General features: G+C 67.9%; 1 protein-coding gene. It reads left to right on the forward strand.

Annotation, left to right across the window (positions count from 1 at the left end):
• The coding region (locus CLV72_RS31545) for an acetyl-CoA carboxylase biotin carboxylase subunit (RefSeq protein ID WP_106253874.1) at positions 1-1,357 on the forward strand (1,357 nt) is incomplete at both ends.

Raw genomic sequence — 1,357 nt, forward strand, 5'->3', positions numbered from 1 at the left:
TGCGCAAGGTGCTGATCGCTAACCGTGGTGAGATCGCGGTGCGGGTGGTGCGGGCGTGCCGGGATGCGGGTCTTGGCAGTGTGGCGGTGTATTGCGAGGACGACCGCGATGCTTTGCACGTCACGCTGGCCGATGAGGCCTTCGCCCTGGGCGGGCGGACCCCGGCCGACTCCTACCTCGACATCGGCAAGCTGCTGGACATCGCGCGGCGCTCGGGTGCCGACGGGGTGCACCCCGGCTACGGGTTCCTGGCCGAAAACGCCGACTTCGCCCAGGCCGTGATCGACGCCGGCCTCACCTGGATCGGACCGCCCCCCAGCGCGATCCGGGCGCTGGGCGACAAGGTCCAGGCCCGCCGCATCGCCCAACGCGTCGGCGCCCCCCTCATCGCCGGCACCCCCGACCCCGTGTCAGGCGCCGACGAAGTCGTCGCCTTCGCCAAAGCCCACGGCCTGCCCATCGCGATCAAAGCCGCCTACGGCGGCGGCGGACGCGGCCTCAAAGTCGCCCGCACCCTCCACGACATCCCCCACCAGTACCAATCCGCCGTCCGCGAAGCCGTCGCCGCCTTCGGCCGCGGAGAATGCTTCGTGGAGCGCTACCTCGACCACCCCCGCCACGTCGAAACCCAGTGCCTGGCCGACACCCACGGCACCGTCATCGTCGCCTCCACCCGCGACTGCTCCCTGCAACGCCGCCACCAAAAACTCATCGAAGAAGCACCCGCCCCCTTCCTCACCGAGCAGCAACGCGAACTGCTGTACTCCGCATCCAAAGCCATCCTGCGCGAAGCCGGCTACACCGGCGCCGGAACCTGTGAATTCCTGATCGGATCCGACGGAACCATCTCCTTCCTGGAAGTCAACACCCGCCTCCAGGTCGAACACCCCGTCACCGAAGAAGTCACCGGCATCGACCTGGTCACCGAGATGTTCCGCATCGCCGACGGCCACCCCCTGAACTACACCGACCCCACCCCACGCGGACACTCCATCGAATTCCGCATCAACGCCGAAGACCCCGGCCGCAACTTCCTCCCCACACCCGGCACCATCACCACCCTCACCCTCCCCACCGGCCCCGGCATCCGCATCGACACCGGATACCAGGCGGGCCACACCATCCCCCAAGCCTTCGACTCCCTCATCGCCAAACTCATCATCACCGGCACCACCCGCCACCAAGCCCTCCAACGCGCCCGCCGCGCCCTCACCGAACTCCACATCGACGGCATGCCCACCGTCATCCCCTTCCACCAAACCATCGTCAACCACCCCGCCTTCGCCCCCACCGACCACACCCCCTTCACCATCCACACCCGCTGGATCGAAACCGAATTCCACAACACCATCACCCC

Origin of the sequence: Allonocardiopsis opalescens (assembly GCF_003002095.1) — a bacterium.
GTDB classification, from domain to species: domain Bacteria; phylum Actinomycetota; class Actinomycetes; order Streptosporangiales; family Streptosporangiaceae; genus Allonocardiopsis; species Allonocardiopsis opalescens.